Origin of the sequence: Chromobacterium sp. Beijing (assembly GCF_021496765.1) — a bacterium.
GTDB lineage: Bacteria > Pseudomonadota > Gammaproteobacteria > Burkholderiales > Chromobacteriaceae > Chromobacterium.
In genome coordinates this window covers 128,130-145,208 of the sequence record NZ_CP053750.1, presented here as the reverse complement: position 1 = coordinate 145,208, position 17,079 = coordinate 128,130, and the positions used below count along the sequence as shown (strand labels likewise).

Here is a 17,079-nt window from a genome sequence, read left to right as displayed (position 1 = left end):
TAATTGATCCAATACCGGAAAATCTTTTATTAAAGAAAATAAATATAAGGATGACGTTCGGTAACGAAACATCCGGCGCAGGCAGCATTGTCATAATGTTCGGACATCAACCAATGCTTATGACATATTAAATTTTCTTAATAATGCGATCTGGGCGGACAGGCGGAAGGATAGAGGGGGAAAGCGAACCGGGGCCGGATGGCGGGAAGAGAGTGTGAAGCGCCGCCTCAAGGACGAGGCGGCGCGGTTCCGCTTAAGGCGCGGACTGCGCGGAGACCTGGAGCGGCGGCTTACTCCGCGGCGGCGGTATCCCGCAGCAAGGCCGCCAGTCTGGCGATGCCGATCTCGATCCGCTCCGGCGAGGCATGGCTGAAATTCAGGCGCAGATAGCCCAGGTTCTGTTCCGGCTCGGGGAAGAAGGCCTCGCCCGGCATAAAGGCGACGTTCTGCTTCAAGGCCAGCGGCAGCAAGGCGCGGGTATCTCTCGTCCGCTTCAGCTTGAGCCAGAAAAACAGCCCGCCCCGCGGCAACTGCCAATCGGCCAGATCGCCGAAATGCCGCTGCAGCGAGTCCTGCATCGCGTCGCGGCCGGCGCGATACACCTCGCGCAAGTCCAACATCCGTTGCTCATGGCCGGGGTCGCTCAGCTGGCGGGCGATGAACCACTGCGCCGGGCGGTTGGTGTGCAGATCGGTCGCCTGCTTCAGCCGCATCAGATAGGGATACAGCTCCGGCGAGGCGATCAGGAAGCCGACGCGCAGCCCAGGCGCCAGGGTTTTGGAAAAGGAGCCGGAGTAAATCCACGGTGCGCGCTTCAAATGGCTGACCAGCGGCGCCGGCGCTTCGCCGTCGTAGCTGAGCGCGCGATAAGGATCGTCCTCGATCAAGGGCACGCCGGCGGCGTCGATGACGGCCGCCAGCGCCTGCCGGTCTTCGGCGCTGTAACAGCTGCCCGCCGGATTTTGAAAGCTGGGAATCAGATAAGAGCAGCGCGCCTGAGACTCGCTCAAGGCGGCGGCCAGCGCCTGCGGCTCCAGCCTGCCTTCCCGTTGCGCCACTGCGTGAACGCGGGCGCCGAACAGTTTGAAAGCCTGCAAGGCCGCTAGATAAGTCGGCCCTTCGGTCACCACCGGCGTGCCGGGATCGATGAACAGCTTGGCGCACAAATCGATGCTCTGCTGCGAGCCGGACAGCACCAACACCTGCTCTGCCTCGCAAGCGATGCCCATGCGCCGCGCCTGCTCCGCGATCAAGCCGCGCAATTCCGGCTCGCCCTCGCTGGCGCCGTATTGCGCCAGGCCCGCCGGCATATCGGTGAAATCGAGCTGCGGCAAGCATTGGCCGGCCGGCAGGCCGCCGGCGAAGGAAATCATCTGCGGCTGTTGCGCCGCCGCCAGGATTTCCCGGATCAGCGACCCGCTGAGCCGCTCGATGCGCTCAGAAAACATGGTACTCTGCATAAGCTTGTCCGCAACTTTCTTACTAATGTCAATAATATTGACTCAATCTACCGACCACAGCAGGTTCCGTCAACATGGCTGACCTATCTCCGTCCGACGACATGCGCGCCGCCATGGAAGCCTTCTTCCATGCCTACAAGGCTTTCACCGATAAACCGGATGAAATGCTGGCCAAACGCGGCCTGGCGCGCGTGCACCACCGCATCCTGTTCTTCGTCGCCCGCTACCCCGGCCTGTCGGTCAAGGACCTGCTGGCCGCGCTGGGCGTGACCAAGCAGGCCATCAATATGCCGCTGCGCCAACTGCTGGAAATGGCGCTGGTGCAAAGCGTGGCCGCCCAGCACGACAAACGGGTCAAACAACTGACGCTGACTTCGGAGGGACGCAAGCTGGAGGAAGCCTTGCACCGCGAGCAGCTGAAACTGCTGCAAACGGCGTTTGAGCAGACGGGGAAGCCGGCCACCGCTGGCTGGATGCAGATCAACCGCAGCCTGGCCTCGCACTCGCGCCCCGACGACGCGCCCTCGCGCGGCAAAGCTTGACCCTGTAGCCGCTTCATGGTTTGCAATGCGCTGGCGAGGCCCGTCCATCGCATTTTCCCGACCTACCGCGCCAGTCCGGCGCGCCGAGGAGCACGCCATGAATTGTCCCAGTTGCCAAGTCACCCTGCTGATGGGCGAACGTTTGTCCGTCGCCATCGATTACTGTCCGCAATGCCGCGGCGTCTGGCTGGCGCCCGGCCAGCTGGAACGCCTGCTGCAAACCCAGGCTCCGGCGGCCCCCGCCGCCGCTTACGCGCCGTCCGCGCACGGTCGCGGCCATGACGACGAACACCGTCGGGACAGCCGCCACGGAGGCCATCACGGCGGCAAGCATGGCTGGCTGCGCAAGCTGCTGGACTGATCCGTCCCCGGATACAAAAACGGCCCGGACTCATGTCCGGGCCGTCTTGCCCTGCTCTTGCTCGAAGGTTCAGTCTATGCGTTCGTAACGCACTTCCAGCACCTCGATGTCTTCGTCGCCGTCCGGCCCGCGAAACAGCACTGAATCGCCCTCGCGCGCCTTCAACAGCGTCCGCGCGATAGGCGAGATCCAGCTGATGCGGCCGCGCGCCAGATCGATCTCGTCCACGCCGACGATGCGCAGCAATTGCTCGCTGCCGTCGCCGCGCTCTATCAACACGGTGGCGGAGAAGAACACCTGATCGGTCGCTTCCCGGGTTTCCGGGTCCACCACCTCGGCGATTTCCAAGCGCTTGGTCAGAAAACGGATGCGGCGGTCGATCTCGCGCAAGCGGCGCTTGCCGTACAGATAGTCGCCGTTCTCGGAGCGGTCGCCGTTGCTGGCCGCCCAGTTCACGACCTGCACCATTTCCGGCCGCTCGCGGTTGACCAGATGATAAAGCTCGTCCTTCAGCCGCTGCCACCCGCCGGGCGTGATGTAGTTCTTGGTGGAAGCGGGCAGACGCCGCTCAACCGGAAGATCCTCTTCCGCCTCGTCGTTTTCCCTGGTAAACGCTTTGCTCATCTTCGTCCATCCATCCATGAAAAACGCCAGCATCAACGGCCGGCGGCGGGTTCCAACAAGGCCAGGCAATGCGGCAGCAGCCCCTTGGGCTTCAGCTTGATCCGCTGCAACTGCTCGCGATCCAGCCACTCCAGCGCGTAATGATTGTCCGGCCCCATCTTGGCCAGCTCCGGCCCGCCCAGCCTGAGCTCACCGGCGTGGCTGGCCGCCAGAAACACGTGTTCGACCCTGTCCTTGGCGTCCAGCACGCACAGGCTGCCGCCCAGACGGACGTTGAGCCCGGTTTCCTCGCGCGTCTCGCGCACGCAGGCGATGGCAGCCGTCTCGCGCCGCTTGATGCCGCCGCCCGGCAACACATAATAGTCCTTGCCGGGTTTGAGGCGATGCATCAGCAGGATGCGCCCGCCGTCGACGATGGCGATGGAAGCGCGCTCGCGTTTGCCGCTCGCAAGCGGAGCCGGCGCGGAGACCGGCGCCTCGCCACGCAAGCGCGTCCAGGCGCGGGCGGCCAGGCCCCACAATAGGGCGCGCACGCTCAGCGGTGAGCCTTGGCCGAAGCCTTCTTGAGCGGAGGCGCTTTCTTGCCGCCGGTGACGGTCAGATTGGACCACTTCATCACCGCGGCCACTTCAGCGGAGTTCAGTTCGTAGAACTGACCGCGCTTCAAGCGCGGAGGCAGGCCGATATTGCCGAAGCGCACGCGGATCAGCCGGCTGACGGTCAGGCCGAAGTGCTCGAACATGCGGCGCACTTCGCGGTTGCGGCCTTCCTTGATCACCACGTTGAACCATTGGTTGGCCGCCTCTTCCGGGCCGCCTTTCTGGAAGATGCGGTCAAAGCGCGCGTCGCCGTCTTCCAGCTCCACGCCGGCCACCATCTGCTTCATGATTTCCGGCGTCAGCTCGCCCAGCACCCGCACCGAGTACTCGCGCTCCACTTCGAAGCTGGGGTGCATCATGCGGTTGGCCAGTTCGCCGCTGGTGGTGATCAGCAGCAGGCCCGAGGTATTGACGTCCAGGCGGCCTATCGCCACCCAGCGGCTGGATTTGGCCTGCGGCAGGCGGTCGAACACGGTGACGCGGCCTTCCGGATCGTCGCGGCTGACGATTTCGCCTTCTTCCTTGTGATACATGATCACGCGCGGCAGGCGGTCCGGCCATTTCAGTTTGATCTGGTCGCCTTTGACCATCACGCGGTCGCGCGGGCCGACGCGGTCGCCCAGGCTGGCTTTCTTGCCGTTGACCGTGACCTGGCCGGCCTCGATCCACTCTTCCATTTCACGGCGCGAGCCGACGCCGGACGCCGCCAGCGCTTTTTGCAGCCGCACCGGCTCGATGTCGTCCAGGTCCACGCGGACTTCGCGCAGGCGCTTGGCCTTGTCCTTGATGTCCTGATTGGGGCTGCGCAAGCGCAGCTTCTTGGCCTTCTGCACCAATTGCGGCCTGCCGCCCTCCGGCTTGCCCTGACGCGGCTGAGCGCCGCCCTTTCCCGCGGCCGGCTGACCCGCCGGCGCGGCGGCGTTCTTGTTGCCGAAGCGGCGTTCGTGATCCAGGGCCACGTTGCCGTTGAAGTCGCCGTTGCTGTCGCGCTGGTAGGTCGGCTTGTTGCGGCCTTGCGCCTGCTGCATCTGCTGCTGTTCCTGCTCGCGGCGGCTCAGCTTGAACAGCGGCGTGCCTTCGTGCATCAGCGGGTTGCCGTAGGCGTCGCGCGCGGCGCGGCCGTTCTGCGGCGCGCGGCCCTTGCCGCCGTTGGCGCGGGCTTGGCCTTGCCGGGCGTTGGCCTCGGCCGGCTGGCCGTTGCGGTTCTTGATCATGCCGCCCTGGGTCTTGCCGCGCGGCTGAACGCCGCCGGTGCCCGGCTGGCGCGCTTGGGATGTTTCGCGACCTTTGACACGCGCCACCGGCTGGCGGGCGTGATTGCGTTGTCCTTTAGACATATGTGCTTTGCTCTTTCCGTGCGAGCAACCGGCAGAATGTCGATGTTATTCTGCGATGGGCTCGAAATTATCCGCCTCATCGTCGAGGGGGATGTCGTCTGTGGCCGCTGCCGGGCCTTGATCCCTAGGCATCGCCTCGGGCACTACCAGGCTTCCCAGCTCCGCCAACGGCGGCAGATCCTTGAGCGAGACAAAGCCCAGATCGTCCAGGAATTTTCGGGTAGTGGCATACAAGCCCGGCCTGCCGGGTACGTCCTTGTGGCCGATGACTTCGATCCAGCCGCGTTCCAGCAGAGTCTGCATCACGCCGGTGGACACCGATACGCCGCGTATCGCTTCGATATCGCCACGGGTCACAGGTTGTTTGTAGGCGATGATCGCCAAGGTTTCCATTACCGCGCGCGAGTATCGCGGCGGCTTTTCCGGGTTCAAGCGGTTCAAGTATGGCGTGAACTCCGCTCGGGCGCGAAAGCGCCATCCCGACGCCAATTTGACCAGTTCAACGCCCTTGCCCCTCCAGTCGCTCTGGATATCGTCAAGGATGTCGTTGATCAGCGCGGCTTTCACCTCTTCGGTGAACAGCTTTTTGAGCATGGCAACCGACAGAGGTTCCTGCGCGGTCAGTAACGCCGTCTCCAGCACGATCTTCAGATATTTTAGGTCGGTGATGGTGGACATTGAGCCGTGAAGCCGAAACACGTTTGCGCAGGAAACCGGACATTCTACATGAACTCTCCGTCCGGAGCTAAATTAATCCTTCCGCCATGTCGTCCCAGGCCGCCAGCGCGGTCAGGCTGTAACGTCGGAACGCCCGCCCGCCGTGCTCCATCGTTTCCAGCAACTGGCCGCCGCAGGCCTCCACCGTGCGCACCGCCGCCGGCCGGTCCGCCGGACAGACCAGCACCCAGTTGCCGTGCGCCGGCTTCTCGCCCAGCGTCTGTACGTATTGCAGCAGCACCCTGCCGTAGCCGTGACCGCGCCAGGCCGGCAGCACTTCGAAGGCGATGTGGCCGATGCGCTCCACGATCAGCGCGCTGTCGGCCAAGCGCTGGCGGATCGCGCCTATGATCTCGGTGCGGCCGTTGATCAGGAACCAGGTGCGGCACGGCACCCAGCCCTCGGGCAGCGCCCGCCCTTCGGCGTGTTCCAGCAATTGCCCAAGCCAGGCGTCGGGGTCCGCGCCGGCGCGGCGGTAATAGTCCAGCCCTTCCTCGTGGCAGGCCTGAAAAAAAGGCCGATAGGCTGGCAGATGTTTCTGGTCGGCCGCTTCGATGTGCATGGCATGCTCTCGCAATGGATACCTGTATCCTAATCGCTGCCGCGCCAACATCAAGTGCAAATCGGCGCGCGTCCGCCTCAGACCAGCGCAATCCTGACATAAATGGGCTGGTACGGCGCCTCCTGGCTGACCTTGACCATCCCCTCCTTCACCAGTTCCAGCACCGCGATGAAGTTGACCACCAGATGGGCGACGCCCTTGTCCGCGTCGAACAGCTCTTCGAAAGGCACGTACTCGCGGCCGTCCAGATAGCGCAGAATCCAGCTCATCTGCTCGCGCACCGACAGTTCGTCCTTCTCCACCTTGTGGTGGCGATGGTGGCGCGCGCGCGACAGAATCGCCATCCACGCCTGGCGCAGATCCACCGGGCTGACGTCGGGCAGCCGCTGCTCGGCGGACTGCTCGATCAAGACCGCCAGCCAGGCGAAGTCGCGGTCGGCCTGCGGCAGCTTGTCCAGCTCCAGCCCCGCCAGCTTCATCTGCTCGTATTCCAGCAGGCGGCGCACCAGCTCAGCCCGCGGATCGTCCGGCTCGCCCTCCTCGTCCAGCTGCGGCCTGGGCAGCAGCAAGCGCGACTTGATCTCGATCAGCAGCGCCGCCATCAGCAGGTATTCGGCGGCCAGTTCCAGACGCCCGTCGCGCATCGCGTCGATATAGGCCATGTACTGGACGGTGATGTCCGCCATCGGGATGTTCAGCACGTCCAGATTCTGTTTGCGGATCAGATAAAGCAGCAGGTCCAGCGGGCCTTCGAAGCTGTCCAGAATCACTTGCAACGCGTCCGGCGGGATGAACAAATCCTGCGGCACTTCCAGCACAGGCTGGCCGAACACGTGCGCGATCGGCACGCTGGGCGGCAATTCCGGCGCGGTCAGCTGAAAATCGTCGGCCGAAGACCGGGCTTCGGGAAGGGGGGCGTTGCTCATGGCGGCAAGGATACCAGCACTGGCAGGCGCCGTGGCGGAACTTGTCCGCCGCCGGGCCCGCCGCTCAAACGGCCGCGTCGGCGGGCAGCAGCTCGTCTATCTTGATTTCCACGAATTGATAATGCGCGGTCTGCTGCAATAAGCGCAGCGCGCGCACCCGGCACTCGCCGTCTGCGCCGCGCAGATGAAACGGCCGCATGGCCTGATACAGGCGGCCCGGCAACACCAGGATGCCGGAGTGGCGGAAATGGCGCTCGGCCTGCATGCGCAGCGCCGGCTCGAAACCGCCGGCCGCGTGGCTGGTGACGGCGGCGACTTCGACCGCCTGCGGCCGCTTGCCTATGAACTCTATCCCGCACTCGGTCTGCATGTCCTCGCCGCCGAAGCTGACCCAGCGCACCAGGCCCAGCTGCCAGCCGAAGCCCCGGCGGCGCAGCATCACCACCTCGCCGGCGCGCAAGGGCTGCCGCAAGGATTCGCCCTGCAGCAACAGGCCGGAAGCGCTGAGATTGCTGATCTGCAAACGGCAGGGCTCCAGTTCGCCGTCGGCCGGCTCGCCGGCGGCCAGCCGCCAGCAGCGCGGCAGCAGGCTGACCAGCTCTACGGTTTCGACGCTGAGCCGGCGCAGCCGGACATGGCGCCGGCGCGGCGGCGCGCCCCACTCCTGACGCAGACGCGCCAGCAGCCAGGCTTCGTGGCCGTCGTCCAGGCCCTGTCGCTGGCGCTGACGGCCCAATTCGTCCAGGCGCTCCAGCAAGCGGCCGGCGTCCAGCCGCCACCACACGCCGTCGCCGTCCAGGTCCAGTTCGGCGCAGAAGCGCGCCGGCCGGTCGGCGTCGGCGCGGAAGGCCAGCGCGCCGTCCTCGCCCAGCGGCTGATCCAGCTGCTCCACGCGCAGCAGGCCGGCGTGCTGCTCCAGCCATTGCAGCAGCAGGGCGATCTTGGCCGCCTCCAGCCGGTTGCTGGCGGTCATGCCCAACAACATCAGCCGGCGGTAGCTGAGCCCCGGCGCCGCCGCGCCGCCCTGCGCCTGCCGGCCCTCCCAGCCCTGGGCCAGCGCGTAGGCGTACAGACGGTGGCAATCGCGCCAGAAGCCCTTGTGCAGCGGCGCGTAGCTGCGCGCGTGCAGCGCCAGCAAATCGTAGCCGCTGGCCAGCGCCAGTTGCAGAGCCTCCAGCCGCGGGCGCGAACTGGAAAAACGGCCGGTCTCCTGCGCGCTGAACGTCTGGGCCAGCAGCTTGCACTGCTCATGCCATTGCCGCAGCACATGGCGGGCCGACTGCAAGGCCGCGCGCGCCTCCGGGGTGCAGGACAGATCCTGCCGCGCCGCGCCGCGCTCCAGCCGCGCCGCCAGCGCGGCCAACGGCGCTCTCAACGCCTGCAGCAGTTGCAGGCGTTCCGCCGGCGCCAAGGCCGAACGCCGCCATTGCGCCAGCCACTGGCCGGCCTTGTCCGCGGCGAGAGCGGCCGGCTGCGCCGCCAGCGCCTCCAGTTGCGCCTGGACCGCCTTGAGGTCGAGTGCCAGCCAAGGGCCATCCGGCAGGGCGTGAATCAGCGACAGTTCCATCATGACCAGGTCATAGCGAGAGAGAAGCCGCCGATGATACGCCCCGCCATGATTTTTGGCGCGGCATTATTGCCAGCGCAAAAAAATGCCCCGCGCTCGGCGGGGCATTGCTGCGGAAGCGGCGTTCGGCTTAAGCCGACAGCTCCAGCATCAGCTTGTTGATGCGCTTGACGAAGGCGGCCGGGTCTTCCAGCTTGCCGCCCTCCGCCAGCAGGGCCTGGTCGTACAGCACCTGGGCCAGATCGCCGGCGCGCGCCTCGTCGGCCTCCTCGGCCAATCGTTTCACCAGCACGTGCTCGGGGTTGATCTCCAGCGTGGGCTTGCTGGCTTCCACCGGCTGGCCCGCCGCTTTCAGCATGCGCTCCAGATGGGCGCTCATATCGTGCTCGCCGGCCACTAGGCAGGCCGGGCTCTCGGTCAGGCGGGCGGTGGCGCGCACTTCCTTGACGCGGTCGGCCAGGGCTTTCTGTACTTTCTCCACCACCGGCTTGGCGCTTTCCTCCACCTGCTTTTGCGCTTCCTTGTCGGCTTCGTCTTCCAGCGCGCCCAGATCCAGCGCGCCCTTGGCCACGGACTGCAGCGCCTTGCCGTCGAATTCGAACAGCGAACCTGCCACCCATTCGTCGACGCGGTCGGTCAGCAGCAGCACCTCGACGCCCTTCTTCTTGAACACTTCCAGATGCGGGCTGTTCTTGGCCGCGGCCAGAGTGTCGGCGGTGATGTAGTAGATCTTGTCCTGGCCTTCCTTCATCCGGCCGACGTAGTCGCCCAGCGTTACCGCCGGTTCGGCGCCTTCGGACGCGGTGGAGACGAAGCGCAGCAGCTTGGCGATGCGCTCCTTATTGGCCATGTCCTCGCCGACGCCCTCTTTCAGCACCTGGCCGAACTCTTGCCAGAACTCGGTGTATTTTTCCGGCTGATTGGCGGCGAGGTCTTCCAGCAGGCCCAGCACTTTCTTGACGCAGCCGTTGCGGATGGCGTCGATGTCCTTGCTTTCCTGCAGGATCTCGCGCGATACGTTCAGCGGCAGGTCGTTGCTGTCTATCACCCCGCGCACGAAGCGCAGGTAGTGCGGCATCAGCTTCTCGGTGTCTTCCATGATGAAGACGCGGCGCACATAGAGTTTGACGCCCTGCTTGCGCTCGCGGTCGAACAGATCGAAGGGCGCGCGCGACGGGATGTAGAGCAGTTCGGTATATTCCTGGCGGCCCTCGACGCGAGCGTGGCTCCAGGCCAGCGGGTCGGTGAAATCGTGGGCGACGTGCTTGTAGAATTCCTTGTACTGCTCTTCGCTGATCTCGCTCTTGCCGCGGGTCCACAGCGCGGAGGCGGAGTTGACCGCTTCCATTTCGTCGCTGACGATGACTTCGCCGTTTTCGCCGTAGCTATTGCCCTTTTTCATCTCGATCGGGATCGAGATGTGGTCGGAGTACTTGCGGACGATGCCTTTGAGCTTCCAGTCGTTCAGCAGCTCGTCCTCGCCCTCTTTCAGGTGCAGCACGATCTCGGTGCCGCGGCCGGCCTTCTCCACCTGTTCCAGCGTGTATTCGCCGGCGCCCTGGGATTCCCAGCGCGTGGCGGCGGCGTCGCCGGCGCGGCGGGTGGTCAGCGTGACCTTGTCCGCCACGATGAAGGCGGAGTAGAAGCCGACGCCGAACTGGCCGATCAGATTGGCGTCCCTTTTGGCGTCGCCGGACAGCTGCTCGAAAAAGGCCTTGGTGCCGGACTTGGCGATGGTGCCGATATTGGCGATGACTTCGTCGCGGCTCATGCCGATGCCGTTGTCGGCGATGGTCAGCGTGCGCGCCTCGGCGTCGTAGCCGATGGTGATCTTCAGCTCCGGCTCGTTTTCAAACAGCTCGGGCTTGGCCAGGCCTTCGAAGCGCAGCTTGTCGGCGGCGTCCGAGGCGTTGGAAATCAGTTCACGCAGGAAGATTTCCTTGTTGGAGTACAAGGAGTGGATCATCAGCTGCAGCAGCTGCTTGACTTCGGTCTGAAAACCCAGGGTTTCTTTCAATGCGCTCATGGTGACTTAAACAAGAGTTGGTCAACGATGCGCATCAGATAAGGGCTGTCCCGGGGTTTTCAATACCCCTGCCCGCAACCCAGGATCGTCGCCGCGCGAACATGAAAAAGCCCCGCGACGAAATCGCGGGGCGGTTTGGCCTTTGGACCCGCCGGGCGGGCTCAGGCGCGCTTGTCTTCGCGCAGGGCCGGCGGCAGCGCGAACACGGTGTTTTCCTCCACGCCGTCCAGTTCGCTGACGCTGTCCGCGCCGAAAGCCTTGATCTGGTCTATCACCGCCTGCACCAGCACTTCCGGCGCGCTGGCGCCGGCGGTGACGCCCACGCGCCGCTTGCCGACGAACCAGGCTTCCACCAGTTGGCCGGCGTTGTCCACCATATAGGCGTCCACGCCCTTGAGCGCGGCCACTTCGCGCAAGCGGTTGGAGTTGGAGCTGTTGGGCGATCCCACCACCACCACGATGTCGCACTCGTCGGCCAGCACCTTCACCGCGTCCTGCCGGTTTTGCGTGGCGTAGCAGATATCGTCTTTTTTCGGGCTGGAGATCTCGGGGAAGCGCGCTTTCAGCGCGGCGATGATGTCTCGGGTCTCGTCCACCGACAGCGTGGTCTGGCTGACGTAGGACAGCGCCGCCGGGTTGCGCACTTGCAGCTTGGCGACGTCGGCGACGTTTTCCACCAGATACATGCCGCCGTCCACCTGGCCCATGGTGCCCTCCACCTCGGGGTGGCCGGCGTGGCCTATCATGACGATCTCCATGCCAGCCTTGTTCATGCGCTTGACTTCGACATGCACTTTGGTGACCAGCGGACAGGTGGCGTCGAATACCTGCAGGCCCAGCAGCGCCGCCTCTTCGCGCACCGACAGCGGCACGCCGTGAGCGGAGTACACCAGGGTGCTGCCGCTGGGCACATCTTTCAATTCTTCGATGAACACCGCGCCCTTGGCGCGCAGGTTCTCCACGACAAAGCGGTTATGCACCACTTCGTGGCGCACGTAGATCGGCGCGCCGTAGAGTTCGATCGCCCGCTCGACGATGGCGATGGCCCGGTCCACCCCGGCGCAGAAGCCGCGCGGGTTGGCCAGCATGATGGTCTTCGTCATCACTCAATCCTTGCTCAAGCCGCGGCGCTCAGGCGCGCGGCTTTCTGAAACTGTCCAGCACCATCAAGGCGGCTCCCACGCAGATGAAGGAGTCCGCCAGATTGAAGGCCGGGTACGACCAGCTGCTGTAGTAATGCACCTGGATGAAATCGATCACATGGCCATGGACGATGCGGTCTATCACATTGCCGAGCGCGCCGCCCATGATGAAGGCCGCGGCCAGGTTCATCAGTCCGCTGAAGCGGTTCTTGAAGATATTCCAGCCCAGCCAGCCGGACACCGCGAAAGCCAGACCGGAAAACAGATACTTCTGCCAGCCGCCGGCGTCGTGCAGGAAGCTGAACGCCGCGCCCGGATTGTACAGCAAGGTAAACCCGAAAAAGCCGGGAATGATTTCCCGGACTTCGCCGTACTGGTAATTGCCGTTGAAATAGATCTTGGTCAATTGATCCAGCAGCACGATCACCGCGGCTAGCGCAAACCACTTCGGCCATTGCTTGGCCTTGGGCATAGTCATTGCAGATTCCATCAGACCTTTCCACGACGCGAAGCGGAACTCCGCGCACTCTATATCAAAGCGCCGGAAGCCCGGAACGCTGAGCGTTCCCATGCTTCCGGCCCGGCCGTGCCGCCGCGTCGTCGACGCGGATCAGGCGAAGCGGCGCGTCTCGCCCTTGCCGTCGATATTGTCCACGCAACGGCCGCACACCGCGCCGTGGCCGGCGTGGCTGCCGACGTCGGCGCGATAGTGCCAGCAGCGCTCGCACTTCTGCTCTGCGGACGACGCCACGCTGACGCGGGTTTGCTCGCCTGGCTTGACGCTGGCTTTAGAGACAATCAGCACGAACTTGAGTTCATCGCCCAAGGCGTTCAGCCACTGCGACAGCTCGCCGTCGGCCTCGATTTCGATTTCCGCCTGCAGCGAGGAGCCCAGCTGATCGGCGCTGCGCAGCGCTTCGATCTGCTTGTTGACCTGGGCGCGCAGCTCGCGGATGGCCTGCCACTTGGCGGACAAGGCCGCTTCGCGCTCGGCGGACTGGGCCGGGAACTCATGCCAGACGTGATACAGCGGCGATTCTTCCTCGCTGTCCACCAGCACGTTCCACGCCTCGTCGGCGGTGAAGCACAGGATGGGCGCCACCAGCAAAAGCAGGCTGCGGGTGATGTGGTACAGCGCGGTCTGAGCGCTGCGCCGCGCATGGCTGTCCGCCTTGGTGGTGTACAAACGGTCCTTGATCACGTCCAGGTAGAAGGCGCCCAGATCCTCGGAGCAATAACCCACCACTTCCTGCACCACATGGTGGAAGGCGTAGCGCGAGTACAGTTCGCCCGCCGCCTTTTCCTGCACTTCGCGCGCGCGCAGCAGCGCGTACTGGTCCAGTTCCACCATATTGGCCAGCGGCACGGCGTGTTCCAGCGGATCGAAATCCGACAGATTGGACAGCAGGAAGCGGATGGTGTTGCGCAGGCGGCGATAGCTTTCCGTCGTGCGCTTCAGGATTTCCTGCGACAGCGACATATCGCCGGAGTAGTCGGCGCTGGCCACCCAGAGGCGCAGGATGTCGGCGCCCAGGGTGCCGCAGATCTCTTCCGGCGCAATGCCGTTGCCGCGCGACTTGGACATCTTGTAGCCCTTGTCGTCCACGGTGAAACCGTGGGTCAGCAACTGCTTGTACGGCGCGCGGCCTATGGTGGCGCAACCGGTTTTCAGCGAGGACTGGAACCAGCCGCGATGCTGGTCGGAACCCTCCAGGTACAGGTCCGCCGGCCAGGCCAGTTCGGCGCGCTGCTTGAGCACGGCGAAATGGGTGGAGCCGGAATCGAACCACACGTCCAGGGTGTCGGACAGCTTGCGGTACTGCTCGGCCTCTTCGCCCAGCAACTCCTTGGCGTCCAGGCTGAACCAGGCTTCAATGCCCTGCTGCTCGATGCGCAACGCCACTTCTTCCAGCAATTGCGCCGTGCGCGGGTGCAGCTCGCCGCTTTCCTTGTGGATGAAGAAGGTCATCGGCACGCCCCAATTGCGCTGGCGCGACACACACCAGTCAGGGCTGTTCTTGATCATCGCGTCCAGGCGCGCGCGGCCCCAGGCCGGGAAGAACTCGGTGGCGTCCACCGCGCGCTGGCTGATGGAGCGCAGGGTCTCGCCGCCGTGGCCGGCCTTGTCCATGCCGATGAACCACTGCGGCGTGGCGCGGAAAATGATGGGGGTCTTGTGACGCCAGCAATGCGGGTAGCTGTGCTCCAGCTTGGCCTTGTGCACCAGCGCGCCGTGCTCTTCCAGCGTTTCGATGATGCGCGGATTGGCGTCCCAGACCAGCAGGCCGGCGAACAGCTCGGTGCCGGTCTTGTAACGGCCGTTGTCCGCCACCGGGTTGGCCACCGGCAGCTTGTAATGCAGGCCGGCCTGGAAGTCTTCCAGACCGTGGGCCGGCGCGGTGTGCACCAGGCCGGTGCCGGCGTCGGTGGTCACGTGATCGCCCAGGATCACCGGCACTTGGCGCGCGTAGAACGGGTGTTGCAGCTGCAAGAGCTCCAGCGCCCGGCCCTTGGCCTCGCCCAACACCTGGCCGCTCTCGACGCCGTAGCGCTTCAAGGCCGCCTCGGCCAGCTCCTTGGCCAGGATCAGCTTGCCCTTGGGCGTGTCCAGCAATTGATAAACCAGTTCGGCGCCGGCGGCGACGGCCTGGTTGGCGGGCAAGGTCCACGGCGTGGTGGTCCAGATCACCGCCATCGCGCCGGAGGCGTCGGCGCCGAAGGCTTCGCCCGCCTTGTCCGCGTCCACCACCTTGAAGCCGACGTCGATCGCCGGCGACAGCTTGTCCTCATACTCGACTTCGGCCTCGGCCAGCGAGGAGCCGCACTCGATGCACCAGTGCACCGGCTTCTCGCCCTTGGTCAGATAGCCGTTCTCGAAGATCTTGCCGAGGGTGCGCACAATGTCGGCCTCGGTCTTAAAATCCATGGTCAGATAGGGATTGTCCCAATCGCCCAGCACGCCCAGGCGGATGAAGCCCTTCTTCTGGCGCGCCACTTGCTCTTTCGCGTATTCGCGGCACAGCTCGCGGAATTTGGCGGCGGGAATGTCCTTGCCGTGCAGCTTCTCCACCATCAATTCGATGGGCAGGCCGTGACAGTCCCAGCCCGGCACATAGGGCGCGTCGAAACCGGCCAGCGTCTTGGAGCGGACGATGATGTCCTTCAGCACCTTGTTGACCGCGTGGCCCAGGTGGATGTCGTTGTTGGCGTACGGAGGGCCGTCGTGCAGGATGAACTTGGGACGGCCGGCGGAGAGCTTGCGCAGCTTCTCGTAGCGCTTCTCCTCCTGCCAGCGCTTGACCCAGGCCGGTTCGCGTTTGGCCAGATCCCCGCGCATGGCGAAGGGGGTATCCAGCAGGTTTACGGTTTTTCGATAATCGATGCTCATGCCTGCTCTCGCTGCAAACTTGTCAAATAGGTCTTGGCGCTGGCCGCGTCTTTTTCGATCTGAGCGATCAGCGCCGATAAATCATCATACCGCGCCTCGTCGCGCAGTTTCTTCAGGAATCGCACCGTCAGCCGCTGGCCGTAGAGATCGCCGGCGAAATCGAACAGATGCACTTCCAGTTTGTAGTCCGGGGTATCGCTGACCGTCGGGTTCAAACCCAGACTGGCCACGCCGCCCAGCACGCCGGCGTCGGTCTCCGCCTGCACCACGAACACGCCCTGCAAGGCCGGACGCAAATGCGGCAGATGGATGTTGGCCGTGGGGAAACCTATGGTACGGCCCAGTTTCTTGCCGTGCACCACGCGGCCGGAAATCTGGTACTCGCGCCCCAGCAGGCTTTCCGCGCCGCTCAAGTCGCCGGCGGCCAGCCGCTCGCGCACCAGGCTGCTGGACGCTCGCTCGCCCATGGCCAGCACCGTCGGCATCGCCTCGGTGACGAAATGGGGACAGGAGCTCAACATTTCGAAGTGGCCCTGCCGCTTGGCGCCGAACTGGAAGTCGTCGCCGATCAGCAAATACTTGGTCTGCAGGCCCTGCACCAGGACTTTGTCGATGAAGTCCTGCGCCGACATGCCGGCGAAACCGTGGTTGAAGCGATAGACGAACACATAGTCGACCAGGCCCAGCCGCTGCAAGAAAGCCAGTTTGTCGCGCAGCGTTGACAGGCGGCCGGGCGGCTTGTCGCGCGCGAAGAACTCCCGCGGATGGGGTTCAAAGGTCAACAGAGCCGTCGGCAAGCCGCGCGCGTCGGCTTCCAGCCGCAGGCGCTGCAGCATTTTCTGATGGCCAAGGTGCACGCCGTCGAAATTGCCGATGGTCAAGGCGCAGGCTGGCAGCTGATAACGCCGCGGATCTCCAAAAAATACCTGCATGTGCTGGTCTTATTGCGTCCTGAAAACCTTCGATTGTATCTGCCAGCCACGGATAGCGTCCAGACATGAAACGCAATTGGGGCGGCGACGGCGAAAGGAGCCCGCTCTCCGCCGCCCAATGCAAAAAGCCCCGCAAGATTGCGGGGCTTTTTGAACAGAGCGACTAATCGAGATTACTTCTTCTCAACCAGGGACTCTTTAACCGCGTCGATGGTCAGCTCAACGCGACGATCAGACTCGATGCATTCCTTGATAGCCAGGTTCTGCTTGGAACCTTTCTTCTGGTATTTCGGGAATTTGGCCTTGCACTCGGCGGTCATCTTGGCTTCAGCGGAGCCGCGACCTACGGAGGTCACTTTTTCAGCCGGAACGCCAGCAGCGATGAAGTAGCCTTTAACAGCGTCGGCGCGCTCTTGCGACAGACGGTTGTTGTAAGCGGCGGAACCCATGAAGTCGGTGTAGCCAGCAACTTCAACGGACTTCAGGTAGCCTTTGCCGGCGTTGGCTTTCAGCTTTTCAACCAGCGGGTCCAGTTCGTTCTTGGCGTCGGCGCGCAGCTTGGCCTTGTCGAAGTCGAACAGCACTTTAGCGGACAGGGTGACTTTTTCTTTTTCGGAAACCAGCACCGGCTTCGGAGCTTCGGCTACCGGCTTGGCAGCTTCACGGTCGCCACATTCAACCAGGCCGTCCTTGGCCTTGTCGAAGAAGTTGGTTCTCCAGCACTCGCCGTAGTTGTTGCGAGTCACGGATTCGGTGGACTGGTCAACGGCATAGCCAGGTTTAGCAGCAAAAGCGCTAGCGGAAACCAACAGAGCAGCAACCAGGGCGCTCAGTTTCAGCTGTTTAGTCATGTTATTCCCTCTTTAATCTATAAAATGGGTAGCAATGCGGGCTGA

General features: G+C 64.1%; 16 protein-coding genes. 2 read left to right on the top strand and 14 right to left on the bottom strand.

Translation table 11 applies throughout. From position 1 onward, the window contains the following. Positions 1-290 precede the first annotated feature (290 nt). A complete protein-coding gene (locus HQN78_RS00755) occupies positions 291-1,448 on the bottom strand; it encodes a PLP-dependent aminotransferase family protein (RefSeq protein ID WP_227104407.1) in 1,158 nt (385 codons plus the stop codon). Between the two features lie 86 nt (positions 1,449-1,534). Between HQN78_RS00755 and HQN78_RS00750 the strand changes: the two genes are divergently transcribed. Next, positions 1,535-2,002 carry a MarR family winged helix-turn-helix transcriptional regulator gene (locus HQN78_RS00750; RefSeq protein ID WP_199225819.1) on the top strand — a complete coding sequence of 156 codons (468 nt, stop codon included), beginning with the start codon at positions 1,535-1,537 and terminating at the stop codon, positions 2,000-2,002. Between the two features lie 97 nt (positions 2,003-2,099). Next, on the top strand, positions 2,100-2,363 hold the full coding sequence (locus tag HQN78_RS00745; RefSeq protein WP_107798532.1) for a zf-TFIIB domain-containing protein: 264 nt from the start codon (positions 2,100-2,102) through the stop codon (positions 2,361-2,363). 69 nt (positions 2,364-2,432) lie between these two features. Here the strand turns inward: HQN78_RS00745 and greB are convergent, their stop codons facing one another. The 13 genes from greB to HQN78_RS00680 all read right to left on the bottom strand — a co-directional run bounded on the left by greB (position 2,433) and on the right by HQN78_RS00680 (position 17,034). After that, complete coding sequence (gene greB / locus HQN78_RS00740) at positions 2,433-2,987, bottom strand: transcription elongation factor GreB (RefSeq protein ID WP_107798531.1); 555 nt, start codon at positions 2,985-2,987, stop codon at positions 2,433-2,435. A 32-nt stretch (positions 2,988-3,019) separates the two neighbouring features. Then, positions 3,020-3,520 carry an NUDIX domain-containing protein gene (locus HQN78_RS00735; RefSeq protein WP_158274240.1) on the bottom strand — a complete coding sequence of 167 codons (501 nt, stop codon included), beginning with the start codon at positions 3,518-3,520 and terminating at the stop codon, positions 3,020-3,022. Between the two features lie 2 nt (positions 3,521-3,522). Then, positions 3,523-4,671, bottom strand: coding sequence for a pseudouridine synthase (locus tag HQN78_RS00730; protein ID WP_370646624.1), 1,149 nt, complete (start codon positions 4,669-4,671; stop codon positions 3,523-3,525). Between the two features lie 297 nt (positions 4,672-4,968). Further along, positions 4,969-5,601 (bottom strand): SMC-Scp complex subunit ScpB, encoded by a 633-nt coding sequence (gene scpB, locus HQN78_RS00725; RefSeq protein ID WP_107798528.1) that lies wholly within the window; start codon positions 5,599-5,601, stop codon positions 4,969-4,971. Positions 5,602-5,668: 67 nt separating this feature from the next. Then, positions 5,669-6,202 carry a GNAT family N-acetyltransferase gene (locus HQN78_RS00720; RefSeq protein ID WP_107798527.1) on the bottom strand — a complete coding sequence of 178 codons (534 nt, stop codon included), beginning with the start codon at positions 6,200-6,202 and terminating at the stop codon, positions 5,669-5,671. A gap of 77 nt (positions 6,203-6,279) precedes the next feature. Then, complete coding sequence (locus HQN78_RS00715) at positions 6,280-7,128, bottom strand: ScpA family protein (RefSeq protein ID WP_107798526.1); 849 nt, start codon at positions 7,126-7,128, stop codon at positions 6,280-6,282. Positions 7,129-7,192: 64 nt separating this feature from the next. Further along, the gene (locus HQN78_RS00710; RefSeq protein ID WP_107798525.1) at positions 7,193-8,698 is read right to left on the bottom strand and encodes a hypothetical protein; all 1,506 of its coding nucleotides are present in this window, start codon (positions 8,696-8,698) and stop codon (positions 7,193-7,195) included. Positions 8,699-8,825: 127 nt separating this feature from the next. Continuing rightward, positions 8,826-10,721, bottom strand: a complete 1,896-nt coding sequence (gene htpG / locus HQN78_RS00705; RefSeq protein WP_235087320.1) for a molecular chaperone HtpG — start codon at positions 10,719-10,721, stop codon at positions 8,826-8,828. Between the two features lie 161 nt (positions 10,722-10,882). Further along, positions 10,883-11,824, bottom strand: coding sequence for a 4-hydroxy-3-methylbut-2-enyl diphosphate reductase (gene ispH / locus HQN78_RS00700; protein WP_107798523.1), 942 nt, complete (start codon positions 11,822-11,824; stop codon positions 10,883-10,885). Between the two features lie 28 nt (positions 11,825-11,852). Further along, positions 11,853-12,341, bottom strand: a complete 489-nt coding sequence (gene lspA / locus HQN78_RS00695; RefSeq protein ID WP_048412579.1) for a signal peptidase II — start codon at positions 12,339-12,341, stop codon at positions 11,853-11,855. Between the two features lie 132 nt (positions 12,342-12,473). Next, positions 12,474-15,251: an isoleucine--tRNA ligase gene (gene ileS, locus HQN78_RS00690; RefSeq protein ID WP_235087318.1), complete on the bottom strand. Its 2,778-nt coding sequence runs from the start codon at positions 15,249-15,251 to the stop codon at positions 12,474-12,476. Next, on the bottom strand, positions 15,248-16,183 hold the full coding sequence (locus HQN78_RS00685) for a bifunctional riboflavin kinase/FAD synthetase (RefSeq protein WP_107798520.1): 936 nt from the start codon (positions 16,181-16,183) through the stop codon (positions 15,248-15,250). Before HQN78_RS00685 ends, ileS begins: the two co-directional genes overlap by 4 nt. 173 nt (positions 16,184-16,356) lie before the next feature. Beyond that, positions 16,357-17,034 carry an OmpA family protein gene (locus HQN78_RS00680; protein ID WP_107798519.1) on the bottom strand — a complete coding sequence of 226 codons (678 nt, stop codon included), beginning with the start codon at positions 17,032-17,034 and terminating at the stop codon, positions 16,357-16,359. Between the last annotated feature and the right edge of the window lie 45 nt (positions 17,035-17,079).